The following is a 20304-nucleotide window of genomic DNA, read 5'->3' as shown; positions in this document are numbered from 1 at the left end:
GCGGTGATGCGCTGGAGCATTGACCTCGCGTGCCACGCCCGGTCGGCGGCCCTGCCTGGCTGCGGGAGGCAGCCAGGGGACCGCACGGTAGAGTGCAGGCGCTAAGCTGGTTATTTCCGGACATTGCGACGCCATGCACAGCGAACCTACGACTGCCTCCCTGGGAGCCGACGAGGCGATCGAGATGGCGCCCGACGGGCGGTCGATGCCGGCGCTGGTTCGCGGACATGACTGGTCGTCGACCCCGCTGGGTCCACCCGCGAACTGGCCGCAAGGCCTGAAGACCACGGTCGGGATCGTGCTGGAGGCGTGCCAGCCGATGCTGATCATGTGGGGCCCGCAGCGTACCTGCATCTACAACGACGGCTACCTGCCGATCCTCGGCAGCAAGCACCCCGCGGGACTGGGCCAGCCAGCGGCGCGGCTGTGGGCCGAGATATGGGAAACGCTCGAACCGATGGTCGCCGAGGTGTTCGCCGGGCGGTCGCGATGGGTGGAGGACATGCCGTTCGCCTTGGCCGGCGGGCCCACCAACGACCTGCGCTGGTTCAGTTTTTCCTTCACGCCGTTGCGCGACGAGAATGGCGCCGTCGCCGGGTTGCTCACCTCGGCCATGGAAACCACCGGCAAGATGCTGCTGGAGCGCCAGCGGGCGGCCGCCCGCGAACGGCAGCGCAAGCTGTTCGAGCAGGCACCCGGGTTCATCGCGGTCCTTCGGGGTTCGCAACACGAGTTCGAGTTCGTCAACCACGCCTTTTGCCGGCTCGTCGGCCAGCGCGAATTGATCGGCAGCACGGTACGCGACGCCTTCCCCGAGGTGGAGGGGCAGGGCTTCTACGAACTGCTGGACGAGGTCTACCGGAGCGGCGAGCGATACATCGCCTCGCACGTGCCCATCCGCCTCTCGCCGGCGCCCGGCCAGCCTGCGGTCCAGCGTTACCTCGATTTCGTGTACGCGCCGACCGTCGACGAGTCCGGCCAGGTCACCGGTATCTTCGTCGAAGGCCACGACGTGACCGAGGCCCACCTGTCACAGGAAGCGCTGCAATCCCACGCGCGTCGCCAGGCGCTGCTGATCGAACTGGGCGACCGCCTGCGCGACGTGCAATCGCCGGCCGAGCTTTCGCACGCGGCCGGGGAAATCCTCGGCCGGACGCTGGGGGTGAGCCGTGCCGGTTACGGCACGATCGACCTCACCGAGGAAACCATCACCATCGAGCGCGACTGGAACGCGCCGGGCATCCGCAGCCTGGCCGGCGTGTTGCACTTCCGCGACTACGGCCGCTACATCGAAAACCTCCGCCGCGGCGAAACGGTGGTGTTCGCCGACGCCGAGAAGGACCCGCGCACCGCCGCCCGCGCCGAGGCGCTCAAGGCGATCAGCGCGCAGTCGGTGGTCAACATGCCGATCACCGAGGACGGCTGTTTCGTGGCGTTGCTGTACCTGAACCACGCCACGGCGCGCGAATGGACCGACGACGAACTGGCCTTCATCCGCGAAGTGGGCGAGCGCACCCGGGCGGTGATCGAACGCCGCCGCGCCGAGCAGGAGGTGCGCGAACTCACCGCTTCGCTCGAGCGCAAGGTGGAGGAGCGCACCGCCGAGCGCGACCGGATCTGGGAGAACTCGCGCGACCTGCTGGCAGTGGTCGACTCGGCCGGCCTGTTCCTGCGCATCAACCCGGCATGGACCGCGATCCTCGGCTATGCCCCGGAGTCCCTGGTGGGGCAACACTTCCTGCAGTGGGTCTGGCCCGAGGACCAGACCGCGACCCTCGACGCGGTGGCTGCCGGCCCGCGCCTGACCGGCTTCCAGAATCGCTACCGGCACCAGGACGGCACGGCGCGCTGGATCTCCTGGAGCACTTCGGCCGAGGGGGGACTGGTCTATGCCTACGGGCGCGACGTCACCGCCGAGCGGCAACAGGCCGAGGCGCTGCGCCAGGCACAGGAACAACTGTTGCAGGCGCAGAAGATGGAGGCGGTCGGCCAGCTCACCGGCGGGCTCGCGCACGATTTCAACAACCTGCTGGCGGGCATCAGCGGCAGCCTGGACATGATGCAGGTGCGCGTCGAACAGGGGCGCACCGCAGACTTGCAGCGCTATCTGGGTGCCGCGCAGGACGCATCGCGCCGCGCGGCCGCGCTGACCCACCGTCTGCTGGCGTTCTCGCGGCGGCAGACGCTCGATCCGCACCCGGTGGATGCCAACCGGCTGATCGGCGGGATGGAGGAACTAATCCGGCGCACCATCGGCCCGGCGGTCACGCTCGAGGTCGATCACGCCGACGAACTGTGGGTCACCCTGGCCGATGCTCACCAGCTCGAGAACGCGCTGCTCAACCTGTGCATCAACGCGCGCGACGCGATGCCGGAAGGTGGCCAACTGCGCATCGGTACGGCCAACCGCTGGCTCGACGAGACGTCTGCCCGGGCGCTGGACCTGGTGCCGGGCGATTATCTGGAGTTGAGCGTGAGCGACACCGGTACCGGCATGCCGGAGGAGGTGGTCGCGCGCGCGTTCGAGCCCTTCTTCACCACCAAGCCGCTGGGCCGCGGCACCGGCCTGGGGCTGTCCATGATCTACGGCTTCGCCAAGCAGTCGGGTGGGCGCGTACAGATCCAGTCGCGGCTGGGCGAAGGGACGCGGGTGAGCCTGCTGCTGCCGCGACACCTGGGCGAGTTCCCGGTGGAGGAAAAGCAGGCTGCGTCGGCGGGTGTTTCGATCCTGCCGCGCGGCAGGACGGTATTGGTGGTCGATGACGAACCGACCGTCCGCATGCTGGTGGTCGACGTGTTGGGCGAGCATGGCTTTACCGTGCTGGAGGCGTGCGACGGCGCCGCAGCACTGGAAATGTTGCGCGCGGGTATGCGCATCGACCTGCTGGTCACCGACGTCGGCCTTCCCGGCGGGCTCAACGGGCGTCAGCTCGCCGACGCGGTGCGCGAGCGGATGCCGCGCTTGAAGGTGCTGTTCATCACCGGCTTTGCCGAAACCACCGTGATCGGCAGCGGCCAGCTCGAGCCGGGGATGCAGGTGCTGACCAAGCCGTTCGTGATCGATCAGCTGGTGGCGCGGGTCAAGAGCCTGGTCGAGGCCGGCGGCGACTGAGCAAGCGCACGCGCGCGGAGGCAGAATGCGCGGTCGCACCCGCGGGCGGGCAGCTAAAGAAATACCCCGCGCGGCCGCTAAGACCCGGAGATTGCCGGCTCGTCGGCTTCGAGAACGCCATGGTCGGTAGCTTTCGCCTCAGTCTGGAGCTGTTCTCCCTGCTCATCGGCGGCCTGGTCGCCTATCAGGCGATCGATGCCACAGGACGCATCGCCGCCTCGCGCGCGGCCGCGCATCGCCTGATCTGGTACGGCGTGGGCGCGTGGATGTTGGGCGTCGGCCTGTGGTCGGTGCATTTCGTGGGCATGCTGGCGCGCCTGCCGCGGGCGGTGGGCGCGTTCGATCCGGTATTGAGCACGGCGTCCGCGTTCGCGGCACTGGCCGTCGGGCTGGGCCTGTTGTGGGTGGCCGACTGCCAGGTCATGGGCCGGCTGCGCTGGTTGGGCGGTTCGCTTGCGCTTGGCGTGGGCGTGGCGCTCATCCACATGTTCAGCGAGGGCGCGCTGCACGTCGCCGGTGGCATCAGCTACCAGCCGCGGGTCTGGTTGTACTGGGTGCTGCTGTGCACCTTCGGAGTGGCCTGTGGCCTGCGCCTGATGCACGCGTTCCGCCCGCGTCCGATGCGCGCACTGTACGGTCGCCGGGCATACCTGTCGGTTCTGATGGGCGTGCTGATCGTGGTGTTGCTGAACCTCTCCACGCGGCTGTCCTACGGCGACCGGCCGGAGCTGTCGCTGGTGGCGTCTTCGGGGACGGTGTGGCTGGGCAGCGTGGTCAGCATGGTCGCGGTGCTGGCGATGGGAGCGACGCTGGCCCTGTCCGAGATCGTCGCGAGGCTGTACGTGCGTGCCCAACGGCTTTCCGGTTCGCTGGACCATCTCAACAACCGCCTGCATCACCTGGCCACGCATGACGCACTGACCGGGCTGCCCAACCGCCACTTGCTGACCGAGCGCATGGAGCAGGCGCTGGCGCGCGCCCGCGCCGGGCACGGCCATCTGGCCGTGCTGTACATCGACCTGGACGGCTTCAAGGCCATCAACGATACGCTGGGCCACGGCTTCGGCGACGAGCTGCTGCGCGCCGTGGCCGGGCGGCTGGCCGGCGTGTTGCACATCAACAGCCTGGCGCGCCTGGGTGGCGACGAGTTTGTAGTGGTGCTGGAACACATGCGCAGTCCGGACTCGGCGCTGCGCATCGCCCAGCAACTGATTGGGCTGATGCAGGAAAGCTTCGACGTGCGCGACACCGCGCTTCGGGTCACCCCGAGCATCGGGGTGGCCTATTACCCGCGCGACGGCGAGAGCGTGGAAGAACTGGTCGCGCACGCCGACGCGGCGATGTACGAAGCCAAGGAGGGCGGCCGCAACGGCTACCGTTGCTACGACCGCTCCATGCGCGATCGCGCGATGCGCGTGCTGGCGATCCAGCGCGGCCTGCAGACGGCGCTGGATGACGGCAGCCTCTCGCTGCACTTCCAGCCCAAGCACCACGGCGACACCGGCGCCCTGGTCGGCGCCGAGGCGCTGCTGCGCTGGTGCCATCCCGAACTCGGTACGGTCCCGCCGCTGGAATTCATCGGCGTCGCCGAACGCAGCGGGCAGATCGCGCGGCTCGGCGAATGGGTGATCCGCGAAGCGTGCCGGCAACTGCGCGACTGGCACGACCGCGGCCTGGCGCCGGTCCGCATCGCGATCAACCTGTCGCCCATGCAGATCCAGCAGCCCGGATTGGTACAGACCGCGGCCGGCATCGTCGGCGCGGCCGGGCTGGATACGTCGCAGATCATGTTCGAAGTGACCGAGACCATGGCCATGCGCGACGCCGAGCGCACCACCGCGATCCTCCAGGATTTCCGCGCGCACGGCTTCGAGTTCGCCATCGACGATTTCGGCACCGGCTATTCCAGCCTGGCGTACCTGCAGAAGTTCCAGGTGCGCCAGCTGAAGATCGACCAGTTCTTCGTGCAAGCGCTGGATCAGGGCGGACACGAACCGCGCGCGATCATCGCCGCGATCATCGAACTGGCGCACACCCTGGGCATGGAAGTGGTGGCCGAAGGCGTCGAAACGCCCGCGCAGGCCGCCGCACTGCGCGCGCTGGGTTGTGACCAGATACAGGGCTATCTGCTGGCCCGGCCGATGCCGGCGGCGGAGTTCGAACGCCGCTGCCTGCCCGCGGCGATGGCAACGAGCTGACCTTTCCGGACGCGAGGCCCGCAGGTCGGCGGATACCTTGGCGGATGCCGGGTGTTGTACCTTCGTCAGGCCGTCCGCTGCAGGGGATGCGGGCGCCTGGCTCCCCTCCCGCGCGAACGTGGGACACGACGAGCCAACCCCGCCTGCTTCATGGCAGGCAACCCGGGAGGCTTTTCGCATGAGCGTTCGTCGTTTCGCGTGTCTGATGGTGGCGTGGCTGGCCGTCGCGCTGGTTCCCATGGCGCAGGGAAAGGACGTCGCCGCGTCCGCGGTCGTCGTCGGCAAGGCGCGCTTCGAGTTCCTGACGCCTTCCCTGGTGCGGCTGGAATACGAGCCCTCGGGACGGTTCGTCGACGCGCCCACCGCCGTGATCCGGCAGCGCGACTGGCCCGCGGTGCCGATCCGGCGTGCCCGGCAGGACGGCTGGGTGGTCCTGGCGTCCAGCGCGATGACGTTGCGCTACCGGCCAGGCACGGGCCCCTTCGCGCCCGGCAACCTCGAGGTCACCTGGCGCGGTCCGGACGGGCGGAAAAGCGACTGGCATCCGGGCGACGTGGACCATCGCAACCTGGGCGGGCTGACGTATTCCCTGGACGACCTGCGCGGATCGAACCTGCCGGCGAACGGCGATGGCACCGAAAGCCCGGTCGGCATCGTCATCCCCGGCATCGAAGTGCACCTGCAGCCGGCCACGCCCGGCTTGCTCAGCCGCAGCGGCTGGGCCTGGATCGACGACAGTCGCACGCCGCTGTGGAATACCCGGACGCAATGGATCGAACCGCGCCCGGATGCCACCGGCCAGGACGGCTACCTGTTCACCTATGGGCACGACTACGCACGCGTTCTGCGCGATTACGCCCGATTGAGCGGCCCGATACCGATGGTGCCCCGCTACGTATTCGGGCCCTGGATCACCGACTTCAACTTCGAGTACTTCCCGCGCACCGCGCAGGCCGACAGCCCGGTGTTTCGCCGCTACGACCAGCAGGCGCTGCAGCAGGAAGTCTCGCGGCTGCGCGACAGCGGCATACCGTTCGACACGCTGGTACTGGATTTCGCGTGGCACAACTACGGCTGGGACGGCGGCTACGACTGGAGCCCGCTGATCCCGCAATCGCAGTCGTTCATCGACTGGCTGCACGCGCGAGGCATCAAGCTCTCCCTCAACGATCATCCAGGCTATGCCAACACGGAGGAAAGCATCCTCTCCTTCGGCGACAGCCACGCACCGCAGGTGCTAAGGGACCTTGGCCGACGGTTGCCTCCCGCGGCCGCCTTCGATCTGGACATAGGCAGCCACTGGCGCTTCGCCACCGATCCGCGCGATCAGGGACTTGATCGGCACTGGTCCTCGGCCGCCTTCGACGACGGCCACTGGGCGCCTGTGCGCACCGACCGCCCCTGGCAGGCACAAGGCTGGCCGGCCTACGAGGGGCCAGCCTGGTATCGCACCTCGGTGCGGTTGCCGGCACGGCTGCCGGCGCATTTGTATCTGTACCTGGGTGAGGTCGCGGAGGAGTACCGCCTGTTCGTCAACGGCACCGAGGTGCCGCACAGCCATGTGCCGTGGCCGCAACGGCTTACCACCGCCGACATCGCGCCCTATGCGAAGGCCGGCCAGGCCAATCTCATCGCCCTGCGCGTGCAGCCCGGCAAGCGTGCCGGGGGCATCCTGCGCGGACCGGTCGCGCTGCGCGATGTACCGCCGCCCGGGCGGATCGCCTTCGACCTGTCGGACAAGGCGCAGGCGGAGGTCTTCATGCGCGACCTGCACCTGCCGCTGATGCGCCAGGGCGTGGACCTGTGGTGGGTCGATGGCGGCAGCGGGGCGGCCGCCATGCCGGGGCTCGATCCGCAGCTGTGGACCAACAAGGTGTTCTACGACTACACGCAGCGCGCCACGGGCGAGCGCGCTTTCATCCTGGGTCGCTACGGCGGTTGGGGCAGTCAGCGCTATCCGGGCTTCTTCACCGGCGACACCTGGTCGCAATGGCCCGTACTGGCTTATGAAGTCGCGTACACCGCGCGAGGCGGCAACGTGGGCGTGGCGTACATGAGCCATGACATAGGCGGTTTCCACGGCGGCAGGATCGACTTCGACCTCTACGCGCGCTGGATCGAATTCGGCGCCTTCAGCCCGATCCTGCGCATGCACAGCGCCCACGCCAACCCGCTCGAGGGCAACCTGCGCATGCCGTGGGTGTATGGCGAGACGGGCGTGGCGCTGATGCGCAAGTACTTCAGGCTGCGCACGCAGCTGATCCCGTATCTGTATACCCAGGCCTGGCTGGCGCACCGCGACGCGATGCCGATCCTGCGGCCGCTCTACCTCGCGTGGCCCGAGCGGGACGAGGCGTATCGCCATCCGCACGAATACCTCTTCGGCGAATCGATGCTGGTGGCGCCGGTGCTCGCGCCCGACGGCGACGTCACGGTCTGGCTCCCGCCCGGGGGGTGGATCGACTTCTTCACCGGCAAGCGCCACGAGGGCGGGCGCAGCTTCACTGCCCACTACGCGGTGGACGAGATACCGGTGTTCGTGCGCGAAGGCGCGATCGTGCCCGAGCAGCCGCCCAGCGCCTATTCGGACGCAAGGCCGCTCGATCCGTTGATCGTCAACGTCTACGGCAGCGGCAACGGGCACATGGAGCTGTACGAGGATGATGGCCACTCCCTCGGCTACGCCAGACGCGAGTACGCGCTGACGCCGATCACGCATGCCACCGATACGCAGGGCAGGCAGCAACTGGTGATCGGCCCCGCCCGTGGCCGCTTCCCTGGGCAGCTGAAGGCGCGCGCCTATGAGTTGCACATTCACGCCGGCGCCCGGCCTGCGGACATCCAAGTAGACGGCCGGAAAGTCGATGGCTGGACGTGGGACCAGGGGAGTTCGACCGCGGTGGTGCGCGTGCCGAGCCATCCGGTGCTCGATACGCTTACGGTCCGTTGGTGACGGACGCTCTCGGATTACAGGACAGGAGTTCGCCATGCCGATCCAGCTCGACCACGTCATCGTTCCCTCGCGCGACCGGAAGGCGGCAGCCAGGCTGCTCGGCAGCCTGCTGGACGTACCCTGGTCGGAGGACACTCCGGCGGGCCCGTTCTCCCCGGTCTACGTGAACGACGGGCTCACCCTGGACGTCGGCCAGATCGGCGAGTTCTCGATGCAGCACTACTGCTTCCGCGTCAGCGAGGCCGAGTTCGATGCGATCTTCGCCCGGTTGCAGGCCAAGGGCATCGCCTACCGCAGTACGCCGATGGGCGAAGTCGACATGCAGGTCCGGACCGGGCAGGGCGGTGGCCGCAACGTGTACTGGAGCGAGCCGGACGGGCACGCCTGGGAAATGCTGACGGTGAGCTACGCCCGGAGGCCCTCGCGGGGGCCGTGAGCGCAGGCTGTCCCGGCACCAACGAAAAACGCCGCCGGTGGTGCCGGCGGCGTTCTTTCGTTGCGATCCCGTGGCGCGGTGTCAGGACACGTTCGGTTCGCTGAACGCCTCGATCTCTTCCTTGAAGTCGTTGATCGGCACGCAGCTGCAGAACACGTTCTTGTCGCCGTAGATGTTGTCCACGCGGGCCACCGGCGACCAGTACTTCTGGAACTTCAGGCTCGGCAGCGGGAAGGCGGCCAGTTCGCGCGGGTAGGCGTGGGTCCACTCGGTCGCCGACACCTGGGTGGCCGTGTGCGGGGCGTGCTTGAGCGGGTTGTCCTCGCGGTCCAGGCGGCCGTCCTCGATCGCGCGGATCTCGTCGCGGATCTGGATCATCGCGTCGATGAAGCGGTCGAGCTCCTGCTGCGATTCGGACTCGGTCGGCTCGACCATCAGCGTGCCCGCCACCGGGAAGCTCAGGGTCGGCGCGTGGAAGCCGAAGTCGATCAGCCGCTTGGCCACGTCCTCGGCGCTGATGCCGGTGGAATCCTTCAATGGGCGCAAATCGAGGATGCACTCGTGCGCCACCAGCCCGTTGCGGCCGGTGTAGAGCGTCTCGTAGTGATCGGCCAGCCGCCTGGCGATGTAGTTGGCGTTGAGCAGCGCGACCTGGGTGGCACGGCGCAGGCCTTCGCTGCCCATCAGCGTGATGTACATCCAGCTGATCGGCAGGATGCTCGCGCTGCCGAAGCTCGCGGCCGAGACCATGCCCACGGGCGTGTCCTCGCCGAGCTTCCGGGGCAGGAACGGGGCGAGATGCGACTTGACCGCGCACGGGCCCACACCCGGGCCGCCGCCGCCGTGCGGGATGCAGAAGGTCTTGTGCAGGTTGAGGTGCGAGACGTCCGAACCCCACTTGCCCGGCTTGGCGACGCCGACCAGCGCGTTCATGTTGGCGCCGTCGGTGTACACCTGGCCGCCGTGCTGGTGGACGATGTCGCAGATGGCGACGATGTCCTCCTCGAACACGCCGTGCGTGGACGGATAGGTGATCATCAGCGCGGCGAGACGGTCGGAATACTTCTCCGCGTTGCGGCGCATGTCCTCGAGGTCCACGTTGCCGTTGGCGTCGCACTTGGTTACCACCACCTGCATGCCGCACATCTGCGCGGAAGCGGGGTTGGTGCCGTGGGCCGACTCGGGGATCAGGCAGATGTCGCGATGGCCTTCGCCGCGCGAGCGGTGGTAGGCGCGGATCGCGAGCAGGCCGGCGTATTCGCCCTGCGCCCCGGAGTTGGGCTGCAGGCTGACCGCGTCGTAGCCGGTGCATTCGACCAGCATGGCCTCGAGGCCATCGATCAGTTCCTGGTAGCCCTGGGTCTGCGAAGCCGGCGCCAGCGGGTGGATCTGGCCGAATTCGGGCCAGGTCACCGGGATCATCTCCGCGGTGGCGTTGAGCTTCATGGTGCACGAGCCCAGCGGGATCATCGTGCGATCCATCGCAAGGTCCTTGTCGGCCAGCGCGCGCATGTAGCGCAGCAGCTCGTGCTCGCTGTGGTGGGTGTTGAACACCGGATGGGTGAGGAACGCGCTCTGGCGCAGCAGCGTGCGCGGCAGGGCGTCGTGCACGGCGGCGTCCAGTGCGTCGATGTCGGCCTCGGCGCCGAACAGGCCCGCCAGCGCGACGACGTCGGCGCGGGTGGTGGTCTCGTCCAGGCTGATGCACAGGCTGCCGGCGTCCACTTCGCGCAGGTTGATGCCGGCGGCGCGGGCGTTCGCATGGATGGATGCGGCATCGATGCCGGTGACGTGCAGGGTATCGAAGAAGTCGTTGCCGACCTTCACTCCGGCCCGGCGCAGCGCGACCGTCAGGATCACCGCCAGGCGATGCACGCGGCGGGCGATGCGGGTCAGGCCTTCGGGGCCGTGATAGACGGCGTACATGCTCGCCATCACCGCCAGCAAGACCTGCGCGGTGCAGATGTTGGAAGTGGCCTTCTCGCGGCGGATGTGCTGCTCGCGCGTCTGCAGCGTCAGGCGGTAAGCCTTCTTGCCTTCGGCGTCGATCGAGACGCCGATCAGGCGGCCCGGCATCGAGCGCTTGTAGGCGTCGCGGCAGGCCATAAAGGCCGCGTGCGGGCCGCCGAAGCCGTAGGGCACGCCGAAGCGCTGGGTATTGCCGACCACGATGTCCGCACCCCAGTCGCCCGGCGCCGCGATCAGCGTGAGCGCCAGCAGGTCGGTCGCCACGCAGACGATGCCGCCGCGCGCGTGAACGGTGTCGGCCAGCGCCTTGTAGTCGCCGACGTGGCCGAAGGTATCGGGGTACTGCAGCAGCACGCCGTAGCTGTCGACGGTCGTTGCGTCGGCATCCGGGCCTACGTGCAGGTCGATGCCCATCGCCTCGGCGCGGGTCTTGAGCACCTCAAGCGTCTGCGGGTGCACGCGGTCGGAGACGAAGAACACGTTCGACTTGGACTTGCCCGAGCGCTTGGCCAGCGTCATCGCCTCGGCCGCCGCGGTGCCTTCGTCCAGCAGCGAGGCGTTGGCGATCTCCATGCCGGTCAGGTCGGCGCACATCGTCTGGAAGTTGATCAGCGCTTCCATGCGGCCCTGCGAGATCTCCGCCTGGTAGGGCGTGTAGGCCGTGTACCAGGCCGGGTTCTCCAGGATGTTGCGCAGGATGACGTTGGGCGTGTGGGTGCCGTAGTAGCCCTGGCCGATGAAGCTCCTGAAGACCTTGTTCTTGTCGGCGATCGCGCGGATCTTGGCGAGCGCCTCGACTTCGCTGACCGCCATCGGCAGGTCCAGCGGCGCGGGCGACTTGATCTTGCCCGGGACGATGGCGTCGGTCATCGCCTCGAGCGAGTCGTAGCCGATCGTGCGCAGCATCTGCGCGATCTCGGCATCGTTGGGGCCGATATGCCGCGCGATGAAGGCGTCGTGGTTTTCCAGGTCGCGCAGCGAGGGAGTGGGGTTGTGGCTCATGACGGGCGTCCGAAGGCAACGCGTGCGTGCCGCACGCGGGGCGCCCCTCTGTCCTTTTGCCTGAGAGTTTGGAAGCGGAACGCTTCGTGCCCCTTCGGCGGCGGATCGAACCGCTCTCTCCAGAGTTTTTGCACGCGGCGGTATCGGGCCTGAGCGATTACGGGCGTTGCGTCTTCGGCAGCGGGCTATTCCCCGCTTCTCCCGCCGCGTGCGAAGGGTCGATTATACAGGCCGGCCATCCGCGCGCGCGGAATCCGGCTTAACGACAGGAGCGCGTGGGCGTGTGCCCGGCCGCTCCCTGTACCATCGCATTTCCCCATCCGGCAGGAACGCCCATGCCTCCCTTCCGACTCCAGCGGATAGACCACCTCGTACTGCGCGTCTACGACCTGGCCGCGATGCAGGCGTTCTATTGCGGCGTGCTCGGCTGTACGGAGGAACGGCGCCAGGACGCCATCGGCCTGGTGCAATTGCGTGCGGGCGATTCGCTGATCGACCTGGTGCCGGTGGACGGCAAGCTCGGCCGCCTTGGCGGCGCCGGGCCGGGCGCGCAGGGGCACAACATGGATCACCTGTGCCTGAGCGTGGAGGGCTACGACGAGGCCGCCATCGTGGCGCACCTGAAAGCGCATGGCGTGCGCGTGGGCGACATCGGCTCGCGCTACGGCGCGCAGGGCGAAGGGCCGTCGATCTATTGCTACGACCCGCAGGGGAACGTGGTGGAGTTGAAGGGCCCGCCGACCGCCGCGGACTGAGCCCTCTTCCTTCGGAGGTGGCGGGCGCGAAAGCGAAAAGCTCGCGCGCTGCGGAAAGCAGAAAACGAAAAAGCCCGCCTTGCGGCGGGCTTCATCTACAATTGGTGCCCAGGAGAGGACTCGAACCTCCACGGTTTTACCCGCTAGTACCTGAAACTAGTGCGTCTACCAATTCCGCCACCTGGGCAGGTGTCGCGCGAGCCGTTCGGGCTGCGCGAGCCGCGTAGAGTAGGCACCTCCCCCCAGCTTGTCAACACTTCGTTGATAGGAAATTCATTGCACCGTGCGGCATGCTGCGCGGCGCTCCACCACAAGGATCTTTTGTGACCAGAAAGAAGACATCCCGCACCGGCAAGGGCGGCGATACGGGTGCAGGCCCGCGCAATCCGAAGCCGGGCGCACGAGGCGGTTCGCGGCGCACGCCGCCGGCCGGCGCGCCCCCGCACGCGAAGGGCGGACGCGATCCGTTCGCCGACCGCGAGGCGCAGCGCTACGAGCGGCCGATCCCCAGCCGCGAGGCGATCCTGGCGCTGCTGGATGACCGCGGCGAGATGCTGAGCGAAGCGCGCATCGCCGAGGCGCTGGAGCTCCGCGACGAGACCGACATCAGCGCGCTGCGCAAGCGCCTCGGCGCGATGGTGCGCGACGGCCAGCTGCTGCAGGGCCGGCGTGGCGACTACGCGCCGGTGCGCAAGCTGGACCTGATCCCCGGCGTGGTGCTGGCCAACGCCGAAGGCTACGGTTTCCTGCGTCCGGACGAGGGCGGTGACGATCTTTACCTTTCGCCGCAGCAGATGCGCATGGTGCTGCACGGCGACCGTGTACTCGCCAGCGTGGTCGGCATCGACAGGCGCGGCCGGCGCCAGGGCGCGATCGCCGAAGTACTGCAACGGCGTTCGCCACGGCTGGTCGGGCGCGTCGTGGTCGAGAACGGCGTGACCCTGGTCTCGCCGGACGACCGGCGCCTGCACCAGGACGTGATGGTTCCACCGGGCCAGGAGCAGGGCGCCCACGCCGGACAGATCGTGGTTGCCGAGATCACCGATCCGCCGACGCCGCATCGCGGCCCGCTTGGCCGGATCGTGTCGGTGCTCGGCGAACGTTTGCAGCCCTCGCTGCTGGTGGAAATGGCCATCGCCAGCCATGACCTGCCGCATGACTGGCCGGCCGAAGTGCTGCGCGACGCCGCCCAGGTCGAGCCCGAGGTAACGGCCGCCGAGCGACAGGGCCGCACCGACCTTCGCAAACTGCCTTTGGTGACCATCGACGGCGCCGACGCGCGCGACTTCGATGATGCGGTCTTCGCCGAGCCGCGCCGTGGCGGCGGCTGGCGGCTGATCGTGGCGATCGCCGACGTGTCGCACTACGTCAAGGTCGGCAATGCACTGGACCGCGAGGCCTACGAGCGCAGCACGTCGACCTATTTCCCGGGCTTCGTGGTGCCGATGCTGCCGGAGACGCTGTCCAACGGCATCTGCTCGCTCAATCCCAAGGTCGAGCGGCTGTGCATGGTCTGCGACATGCAGATCACCGACGATGGCGAGGTCGTGAAGTCGAAGTTCTACGACGCGGTGATGCGTTCGCACGCGCGCCTGACCTACGACATCGTATGGCAGGCAGTCGGGCTGCTCGATCCGGAGGCGCGCGACCAGGTTTCCGATGTGCTGCCCCAACTGGAACACCTGCACACGCTGTACAAGGCGATGGCCGCCCAGCGCAAGCGCCGCGGTGCGATCGACTTCGAGACGCCGGAGGTCAAGTTCCGGCTCGACCAGCGCGGCGAAGTCGAGGCGATGGGCGCGACCGAACGCAACGACGCGCACAAGCTGATCGAGGAATGCATGATCGCCGCCAACGTGCAGGCGGCCACGTTCCTGTCGAAGAAGAAGATTCCCGCGCTGTTCCGCGCGCACGAGCCGCCGCCGGCCGAGAAGTACGAGGACCTGCAGCAGTTCCTGCGCGAGTTCAAGCTGCGCATGCCGCCGGTCGAGGAGGTCACCCCCGGCGACTTCGCGGACATCCTGCGCATGGTGCACGACCGCCCCGAGCGCGAGCTGATCCAGTCGGTGCTGCTGCGCTCGCAGAGCCTGGCGGCCTACCAGCCGGAGAACCGCGGGCATTTCGGCCTCTCGCTGGATGCCTATGCGCACTTCACCTCGCCGATCCGCCGCTACCCGGATTTGCTGGTACACCGTGCGATCCGCTACGCATTGACCGGCGGCAAGCCGAGCGACTACGTCTATTCGCCCAGCGACATGGCCTCCATGGCGGTGCATTGTTCGCAGCGCGAACGCCGCGCCGAAGAGGCCGAGCGGGACGTCGATGAGCGCTTCAAGACCGCCTGGCTGTCCAAGCACATCGGCAGCGAGTTCGACGGCGTGATCACCGGCGTCACTTCCTTCGGGTTGTTCGTGGAGCTGGAGGAATCGCGCGTATCGGGCCTGGTGCACATCAGCCAGCTGGCCAACGACTACTACCACTTCGACCCGATCAGGAAGCTGCTCAAGGGCGAGCGCAGCGGCGATCAGTTCCGCCTGGGCGACCACGTGCGGGTACAGGTGCTGCGCGCGAGCATCGAGGATCGCAAGATCGACTTCCGGCTCGCGCCGCGGCGAGAGCAGGCCAAGCCGGCGACCCCTGCCCGCAAGGCCTACGACTACAACGCCAGTGGCGAGCGTTACTCGCTGCCCAAGCCGGCTGCGCCGGCCGCCAAGCCGCCCGGGATGTTCGGCCGCGCCGCCAGGGCAGTGGGCCGGGCGTTCGGGCGCGGCGTGCCGGCACCGGCACCGGTCGAGGCAGCGCCGCCCGCGCCGGTGATGGGCGATAATCGCGCCCCTCGCGGCAAAGCCGCCAAGGTGGCGTCCGAAGCCATGGGGCGGCAGATGGTTCCGTCCGAGGGCGGCTCGCCGAAGACACGCAGCAAGGCGACCAAGCTTGCATCCGAGGCGCTTGGCCGGTCGGCCCTCCCGCCCGAGGCCAAGCGGCAGGGCGAGGGTAGCCAAGGCAGGGGCCGCCAGGCCAAGGGCGAGCAGGCCGCGAGCGCCAAGGGCAATCGTGGCAAGAGCAATCCGGCTGCCGCGGCCAAGAGCGGCGGCGGCAAACGCAAGGCGCTGGAGGCTGCTTCCACGGCCGCCAAGCGATCGGATCGCAGGGGCAAACCGAAGGGCAAGGCATGAGCGAGAGTTGGATCGTCGGTATCAACCCGGTCGAGGGCGCGCTCGCCAACGACGCCTCGCGCGTGCGCGAACTGCTGGTCGATATCGCCACTGCACAGCGCAACGCGCGCATCAAGGAACTGATCGACCAGGCGCGCAGCCACCACATCCCGGTGCACCACCGTCCGCGCGAGCAGCTGGACAAGCTGGCCGGCGAGGCACGTCACCAGGGCATCGTCGCGCTCTACGAACCCCCGCCGATGACCCACGAGGACGATCTGGCCGCACTGATCGAACGCGACGGCATGGAAACGCTGGTACTGGTGCTCGACGGCATCACCGATCCGCACAACCTGGGTGCCTGCCTGCGTTCGGCGGCCGCGGCGAAGGTGACCGCGGTCATCGTGCCGAAGGACCGCGCGGTCGGCCTGACGCCCGTGGTGCGCCGCGCCTCGGCCGGCGGCGCCGACCGCGTGCCGCTGGTGGCGGTCACCAACCTGGCCCGCACCCTGCGCGAGCTCAAGGATGCCGGCGTCTGGATCACCGGACTGGCCGGCGACACGGAGACGTCCGTGTATGAGGTCGATTTCCGTGGACCCGTGGCGCTGGTGCTGGGGAGCGAGGGTGAAGGCATGCGCCGGCTCACGCGCGAGCTGTGCGATTTCGTGGCGAAGATCCCGATGCCTGGCGTGATGGAGAGCCTCAACGTGTCGGTCGCCACCGGCGTGGTGCTGTTCGAGGCGCTGCGCCAGCGCGGAGCGAAGCGATGAGTACGCTGTTCTGGTACGACTGGGCGGGCTTTGTCGGAGTGGTGCTGGTGCTGCTGGCGTTCCTCTTGCTGCAGGCCCACAAGCTGCACGGCAACGGGCTGACCTATCAGTTGATGAACGTCTTCGGCGCGTTGGGAGTGACGCTGTCGTTGCTGTTCGGCAGCTTCAACGTGTCTGCGTTTGCGCTGGAAATCGCGTGGATGGCCATCGGCATCTTCGGCATCGTGCGGAGCGCGCGACAACGGCGGGCGGCAAGGGTGACGGGGCCGGACCTGTAGTCTGCGGGTTGCCCCCGTCGGCACCTCCCGGGCAAACGGGAGGGCGCGCAAGGAAGCAATACGCCAGGGTTGTTTCCTGCCCCCTTTTGTGGAGAAAGGGCTCCGAAGGGAAGATGGGCCTTGCCTCAGCCTCCCAGCTTGGGCATTTCCGGATTCGACGTCAGGTCGCGCTTGTCCCGTTGCTTGTCCAGCGGCTCGCCATACACCTGGTACCAGAGGTTCTCGGCGATGTTGGTCGCGTGGTCGCCGATGCGCTCGATGTTCTTGGCCATGAACAGAAGGTGCGTGCAGGGCGTGATGTTGCGCGGATCTTCCATCATGTAGGTCAGCAACTGGCGGAAGTAGCCGGTGTAGGCCTCGTCCAGTCCGGCGTCGCGCTTCCACACCTGGTAGCCCTGCTCGGCGTCCTGCCGCGCGTAGGCGGTCAGTACGTCGCGCACCTCGGCCGCGGCCAGTTTGGCAAGCAGCCCCAGGCCGCTGGTGGGCGTCACCGGCGCCACCATCGAGAGCGGGATCGAACGCTTGGCCACGTTGGCGGCGTAGTCGCCGATGCGTTCGATGTCGGAGGCGATGCGCAACGCGGCGAACACATTGCGCAGGTCGCCCGCCATCGGGGCGCGCAGGGCGAGCAGGCGCACCACGTCGTGGCTGATCTCCTGTTCCAGCGCGTCGATGGCATCGTCGTTGGCGACGACGCGCTGGGCCGCACGGTCGTCGCGGCGTTCGACGACGTCGATTGCCGCCTCCAGCTGCGCGGCCGCCAGTTCGCCCATGCGCACGATTTCGCCGGTCAGGCGCGCCAGCTCGCTGTCGTAGCTCTTGATGATGTGGTCTTTGCTGCTCATGGGAGCCTCATGGTGGTCGCGCTGTTTGCATCGTCCGTGCGTCATTCCCGCTGCGCGGGATGGACGTCAAGGCGTGGTGCAGGTTCCAGGCATCAGCCGAAGCGGCCGGTGATGTAATCCTCGGTCTGCTTCTTGCCGGGCTTGGTGAAGATCTTCTCGGTTTCGTCGAACTCGATCAGCTCGCCCAGGTACATGAAGGCGGTGCGGTCGGATACGCGCGCGGCCTGCTGCATGTTGTGCGTCACGATCACGATCGTGAACTGGCTCTTCAGCTCCTCGATCAACTGCTCGATGCGACCCGTGGCGATCGGGTCGAGCGCGGAGGTGGGTTCGTCCAGCAGCAGCACCTCGGGGCGCAACGCGATCGCGCGCGCGATGCACAGTCGCTGCTGCTGGCCGCCGGAAAGGCCCAGCGCGTTCTGCTTGAGCTTGTCCTTCACCTCGTCCCACAGCGCCGCGCCGCGCAGGGCCTGCTCCACGCGCGCCTCCATGTCGGCTTTGGACAGCCGCTCGTGATGGCGGATGCCATAGGCGACGTTCTCGAAGATCGTCATCGGAAACGGCACCGGCTTCTGGAACACCATGCCGACCTTGCTGCGCAGGCGGTTGAGCGAATAGCGCGGGTCGAGGATGTTCTCGCCGTCCAGTTCGATCGAACCGGTCGCCTTCAACTTCGGATAGATCGCGTAGATGCGATTGAAGATGCGCAGCAGCGTGGACTTGCCGCAGCCGGAAGGGCCGATGATCGCGGTGACCTGCTTCTCGGGAACGTCCATGGCGATGTTCTTCAGCGCATGGAAGCTGTCGTAGTGGAAATTCAGGTCGCGGACCTTGAGCTTGGGCTCGGTCACGGGCGGCGCCATCGACGGCGCCAGGGCGAGGGCAGCGGCATTAATCATGTGACACCTTGCGGGTAAACAGCAGGCGGGAGGCGAGGCTGAGCAGAAGCACGAAAAGCGTGACCACGAAGGCGCCGGCCCAGGCCAGTGCATGCATCGCCTCGCCCGGGTCGTTGGCGTACTGGTAGATCACCTGGGGCAGGCTGGACATCTTGTCCATCGGGTTGAGCGTCATGAAGTTGTTGCCAAAGGCGGTGAACAGCAGCGGCGCGGTCTCGCCGCTGATGCGCGCCAGGGCCAGCAGTACGCCGGTGACGATGCCCGAACGCGCCGCGCGCAGCAGGATCTGCGAGGTGAGCTTCCACTGCGGCACGCCCAGCGACAGCGCCGCCTCGCGCAGCGTCGAAGGCACCAGTCGCAGCATCTCGTCGGTGGTGCGCACGATGACCGGCAGCGCGATCAGCGCCAGCGCCACGCCGCCGGCAAAACCGGAGAACGTGGTGTTGCCGTGGGTCAGCGCGGTGCTCGGCAACACGATGATGGTGTAGACGAACAGGCCCATCACGATCGAGGGCGCGGAAAGCAGGATGTCATTCAAGAAGCGGACGGTTTCGCCCAGTCGCGTGCGGTTGGCGTACTCGGCCAGCCATGTTCCCGCCAGCACGCCGATCGGCGTGGCGATGGCGATGCCCACGAAGTTGATGATCAGGCTGCCGACCATCGCATTGGCCAGGCCGCCCTGGTCGCCATAGGCGGTGATCCTGGTGAACAGCTTGAGGTCCAGCGCGGCGATCCCCTGGCGAAGGGTCTCCCACAGGATCCAGGCGAGGAACGCCAGGCCGATCAGCGTGGCGAGCGTGCTCAGGATGAGCGCCAGCGCGTTGGTCAGGCGGCGGCGCAGGTACAGCATGTCCATCAGCGGCCCTCCCGGCTGGCCAGTCGGCGCAGCATCAGCCGCGCTATCAGCAGCACGATGAAGGTCACCACGAACAGCAGGAAGGCCAGCGCCATCAGCGCCGATTTCTGCAGGCCTACCGCCTCGCTGAACTGGTTGGCGATGGTCGAGGCGATCGAGGCGCCCGGGTCGAGCAGCGAGGCCGACAGGTCCATCGCGTTGCCGAGCACGAAGGTCACCGCCATCGTCTCGCCCAGCGCGCGACCCAGCCCCAGGAAGATGCCGCCGATCACCGCCGAGCGCGTGTACGGCAGCACGATGTCCCAGGAGACTTCCCAGGTGCTCGAGCCCAGCGCATAGGCCGACTCCTTCAGGCGCGTGGGTACGGTCTGGAACACCTCGCGCATCACCGAGGAAATGAACGGGATGATCATGATCGCCAGCACGATGCCGGCAACCAGGATGCTGGCGCCGAACGGATAGTCGCTGGCGAACATCTTGCCGACGAACGGAATGTGCGTGGCGATCCATGAAGGATTGCCGTCATCGGGGTTGTTGCCCAGGTAATTGGTCAGCCACGGCTTGATGTGTTCGGCAAAGAAGGGCGCGAAGACGAACAGGCCCCACATGCCGTAGATGATCGAAGGGATGCCCGCCAGCAGCTCGATCGCCGAGGCGACCGGCGTACGCAGCCAGCGCGGTGCGACTTCCGAAAGATACAGAGCGATGCCGAAGCTCACCGGCACCGCGATCAGCAGCGCGATGAACGAGGTGGCCAGCGTGCCGTAGACCGGCACCAGCGCGCCGTATTCCTGGCTGCTGGGGTCCCACGCGGAACTGGTGAGGAAGTGCCAGCCGAACGTGCTGAACGCCTCGCGCCCACCCCACAGTGTGGCGAACGCCGCACCCAGCAGCGCCGCCAGGACGATCATCGCGCAGGCCTTGAGCAGGCCGGCGAACAGGCGATCGTGGCGGGCGTCGTGGCTTGCCCGCTGTTCGGGCGCGACGGAAGCGGGGATAGTGGACATCAGTAGGGATCAGCCGTGCGGGTCAAAGGCGAGGGATGCTGTTGCTTCCCCCGGTGGGGCCGGAAGACCG

General features: G+C 67.8%; 13 protein-coding genes, 1 tRNA gene and 1 riboswitch. Of the genes, 8 read left to right on the top strand and 6 right to left on the bottom strand.

The window, feature by feature from the left end:
• Positions 1 to 133: 133 nt before the first annotated feature.
• From LQ772_RS10590 to LQ772_RS10575, 4 genes are all read left to right on the top strand, one after another.
• Entirely contained in the window at positions 134 to 3112 is a 2979-nt protein-coding gene (locus tag LQ772_RS10590) for a PAS domain-containing protein (RefSeq protein WP_231320722.1), read from the top strand.
• 119 nt (positions 3113 to 3231) lie between these two features.
• Complete coding sequence (locus LQ772_RS10585) at positions 3232 to 5310, top strand: putative bifunctional diguanylate cyclase/phosphodiesterase (protein ID WP_231320720.1); 2079 nt, start codon at positions 3232 to 3234, stop codon at positions 5308 to 5310.
• Positions 5311 to 5488: 178 nt separating this feature from the next.
• Positions 5489 to 8263 carry a glycoside hydrolase family 31 protein gene (locus LQ772_RS10580; RefSeq protein WP_231320718.1) on the top strand — a complete coding sequence of 925 codons (2775 nt, stop codon included), beginning with the start codon at positions 5489 to 5491 and terminating at the stop codon, positions 8261 to 8263.
• Between the two features lie 34 nt (positions 8264 to 8297).
• Positions 8298 to 8699 (top strand): VOC family protein, encoded by a 402-nt coding sequence (locus LQ772_RS10575; RefSeq protein WP_231320716.1) that lies wholly within the window; start codon positions 8298 to 8300, stop codon positions 8697 to 8699.
• Positions 8700 to 8780: 81 nt separating this feature from the next.
• Here LQ772_RS10575 and gcvP read toward each other — a convergent pair whose 3' ends face one another.
• Complete coding sequence (gcvP, locus tag LQ772_RS10570; protein ID WP_231320715.1) at positions 8781 to 11669, bottom strand: aminomethyl-transferring glycine dehydrogenase; 2889 nt, start codon at positions 11667 to 11669, stop codon at positions 8781 to 8783.
• A gap of 38 nt (positions 11670 to 11707) precedes the next feature.
• Positions 11708 to 11802: riboswitch (glycine riboswitch) on the bottom strand.
• 202 nt (positions 11803 to 12004) lie between these two features.
• Here gcvP and LQ772_RS10565 point away from each other — a divergent pair.
• Complete coding sequence (locus LQ772_RS10565) at positions 12005 to 12424, top strand: VOC family protein (protein WP_231320714.1); 420 nt, start codon at positions 12005 to 12007, stop codon at positions 12422 to 12424.
• 102 nt (positions 12425 to 12526) lie between these two features.
• Here LQ772_RS10565 and LQ772_RS10560 read toward each other — a convergent pair.
• Positions 12527 to 12611: transfer RNA gene (locus LQ772_RS10560), tRNA-Leu, on the bottom strand.
• Between the two features lie 136 nt (positions 12612 to 12747).
• On the opposite strand from LQ772_RS10560, the gene rnr reads away from it, so the two are divergent.
• The 3 genes from rnr to LQ772_RS10545 are packed head-to-tail and all read left to right on the top strand — an operon-like array spanning position 12748 to position 16627.
• Entirely contained in the window at positions 12748 to 15600 is a 2853-nt protein-coding gene (rnr, locus tag LQ772_RS10555; protein ID WP_425600787.1) for a ribonuclease R, read from the top strand.
• Entirely contained in the window at positions 15597 to 16349 is a 753-nt protein-coding gene (gene rlmB / locus LQ772_RS10550; protein ID WP_231320713.1) for a 23S rRNA (guanosine(2251)-2'-O)-methyltransferase RlmB, read from the top strand. The genes rnr and rlmB overlap by 4 nt, the downstream gene beginning before the upstream one ends.
• Positions 16346 to 16627 carry a CBU_0592 family membrane protein gene (locus LQ772_RS10545; RefSeq protein ID WP_231320712.1) on the top strand — a complete coding sequence of 94 codons (282 nt, stop codon included), beginning with the start codon at positions 16346 to 16348 and terminating at the stop codon, positions 16625 to 16627. The genes rlmB and LQ772_RS10545 overlap by 4 nt, the downstream gene beginning before the upstream one ends.
• Before the next feature lie 125 nt (positions 16628 to 16752).
• Here LQ772_RS10545 and phoU read toward each other — a convergent pair whose 3' ends face one another.
• The 4 genes from phoU to pstC all read right to left on the bottom strand — a co-directional run bounded on the left by phoU (position 16753) and on the right by pstC (position 20234).
• The gene (phoU, locus tag LQ772_RS10540) at positions 16753 to 17472 is read right to left on the bottom strand and encodes a phosphate signaling complex protein PhoU (protein ID WP_231320711.1); all 720 of its coding nucleotides are present in this window, start codon (positions 17470 to 17472) and stop codon (positions 16753 to 16755) included.
• Positions 17473 to 17564: 92 nt separating this feature from the next.
• Entirely contained in the window at positions 17565 to 18371 is an 807-nt protein-coding gene (gene pstB / locus LQ772_RS10535) for a phosphate ABC transporter ATP-binding protein PstB (protein WP_425600786.1), read from the bottom strand.
• Positions 18364 to 19227 (bottom strand): phosphate ABC transporter permease PstA, encoded by an 864-nt coding sequence (gene pstA, locus LQ772_RS10530; RefSeq protein ID WP_231320710.1) that lies wholly within the window; start codon positions 19225 to 19227, stop codon positions 18364 to 18366. Before pstA ends, pstB begins: the two co-directional genes overlap by 8 nt.
• Complete coding sequence (pstC, locus tag LQ772_RS10525; RefSeq protein WP_231320709.1) at positions 19227 to 20234, bottom strand: phosphate ABC transporter permease subunit PstC; 1008 nt, start codon at positions 20232 to 20234, stop codon at positions 19227 to 19229. Before pstC ends, pstA begins: the two co-directional genes overlap by 1 nt.
• Positions 20235 to 20304 lie beyond the last annotated feature (70 nt).

Source organism: Frateuria edaphi (assembly GCF_021117405.1).
GTDB lineage: Bacteria > Pseudomonadota > Gammaproteobacteria > Xanthomonadales > Rhodanobacteraceae > Frateuria_A > Frateuria_A edaphi.
Note: the sequence above shows the minus strand (reverse complement) of the source record. Positions and strands in the feature narration are given on the sequence as shown.

What these genes read in the sequence shown, in the direction of transcription:
- LQ772_RS10590 (WP_231320722.1), top strand. Translation starts at nt 134, where the DNA reads ATGCACAGCGAACCTACGACTGCCTCCCTGGGAGCCGACGAGGCGATC.
- LQ772_RS10585 (WP_231320720.1), top strand. Translation starts at nt 3,232, where the DNA reads ATGGTCGGTAGCTTTCGCCTCAGTCTGGAGCTGTTCTCCCTGCTCATC.
- LQ772_RS10580 (WP_231320718.1), top strand. Translation starts at nt 5,489, where the DNA reads ATGAGCGTTCGTCGTTTCGCGTGTCTGATGGTGGCGTGGCTGGCCGTC.
- LQ772_RS10575 (WP_231320716.1), top strand. Translation starts at nt 8,298, where the DNA reads ATGCCGATCCAGCTCGACCACGTCATCGTTCCCTCGCGCGACCGGAAG.
- gcvP (WP_231320715.1), bottom strand. Translation starts at nt 11,669, where the DNA reads ATGAGCCACAACCCCACTCCCTCGCTGCGCGACCTGGAAAACCACGAC.
- LQ772_RS10565 (WP_231320714.1), top strand. Translation starts at nt 12,005, where the DNA reads ATGCCTCCCTTCCGACTCCAGCGGATAGACCACCTCGTACTGCGCGTC.
- rlmB (WP_231320713.1), top strand. Translation starts at nt 15,597, where the DNA reads ATGAGCGAGAGTTGGATCGTCGGTATCAACCCGGTCGAGGGCGCGCTC.
- LQ772_RS10545 (WP_231320712.1), top strand. Translation starts at nt 16,346, where the DNA reads ATGAGTACGCTGTTCTGGTACGACTGGGCGGGCTTTGTCGGAGTGGTG.
- phoU (WP_231320711.1), bottom strand. Translation starts at nt 17,472, where the DNA reads ATGAGCAGCAAAGACCACATCATCAAGAGCTACGACAGCGAGCTGGCG.
- pstB (WP_425600786.1), bottom strand. Translation starts at nt 18,371, where the DNA reads ATGATTAATGCCGCTGCCCTCGCCCTGGCGCCGTCGATGGCGCCGCCC.
- pstA (WP_231320710.1), bottom strand. Translation starts at nt 19,227, where the DNA reads ATGGACATGCTGTACCTGCGCCGCCGCCTGACCAACGCGCTGGCGCTC.
- pstC (WP_231320709.1), bottom strand. Translation starts at nt 20,234, where the DNA reads ATGTCCACTATCCCCGCTTCCGTCGCGCCCGAACAGCGGGCAAGCCAC.